Genomic DNA, 657 nt, shown 5'->3' with positions numbered 1-657 from the left:
GTAATTAAACTCAGAACCCTCAGTAAAGATACCACCACCATCAGCACCAAATGCAGTAAGCTTATTCTCAAGCTCCTTCATGCGTTTGTCATCTTTAAATGTCTCGTGGTCTACCATAAGACTTACAAAAGGAATCAAAACTTTCTCGATAGCTCGGATATTGAACTGATAAACATGCTTTTTGAAATAATAAAGATAAATCAACGGTCTAATTAAACCGCCACGAGTCATATCACCACCACGAGGATTATGTGTATGGAAAATCCATTTACGCTCATCGAGATTAATCTTCTTCTCGCTAGAACGATACTTTAGGTACGGCTGATAAGAGCCTTGGAAAGAAAAGTAAGTCGGATCAAAGTATTCAAAGCCTTTTATGTAGCTACCACCTTCACCCCAATGTATCTGAGAAAAAGAAATACCAGTATTAAGAGCGTGCATACAATTATCAAGCAGACCCTCAAAGTCTGACATACCGCTCAAGGCAGATGGCATAATCTCACTCATCTTATCTTCGCAAAAGTCAGCCATCGTGATTGCTTCGGGAGAGTTGTTCTTAGGTACAGCAAAAGCCCTTGCGGACTTGACCATACTCTTACGGAGGTTCAATAAGCCCGAAATCTCAAAGTCTTTCTCTTCAATTATACGTGCATATTT

The 657-nt window shown here is 39.7% G+C and carries 1 protein-coding gene; it reads right to left on the bottom strand.

Features of this window, described 5'->3' with window-relative positions; all coding sequences use genetic code 11:
* The coding region (locus tag HRU21_09150; protein ID NRA42457.1) for a DUF935 family protein at positions 1-657 on the bottom strand (657 nt) is incomplete at both ends.

This window comes from Pseudomonadales bacterium, assembly GCA_013215025.1.
GTDB lineage: Bacteria > Pseudomonadota > Gammaproteobacteria > Pseudomonadales > DT-91 > DT-91.
Note: the sequence above shows the minus strand (reverse complement) of the source record. Positions and strands in the feature narration are given on the sequence as shown.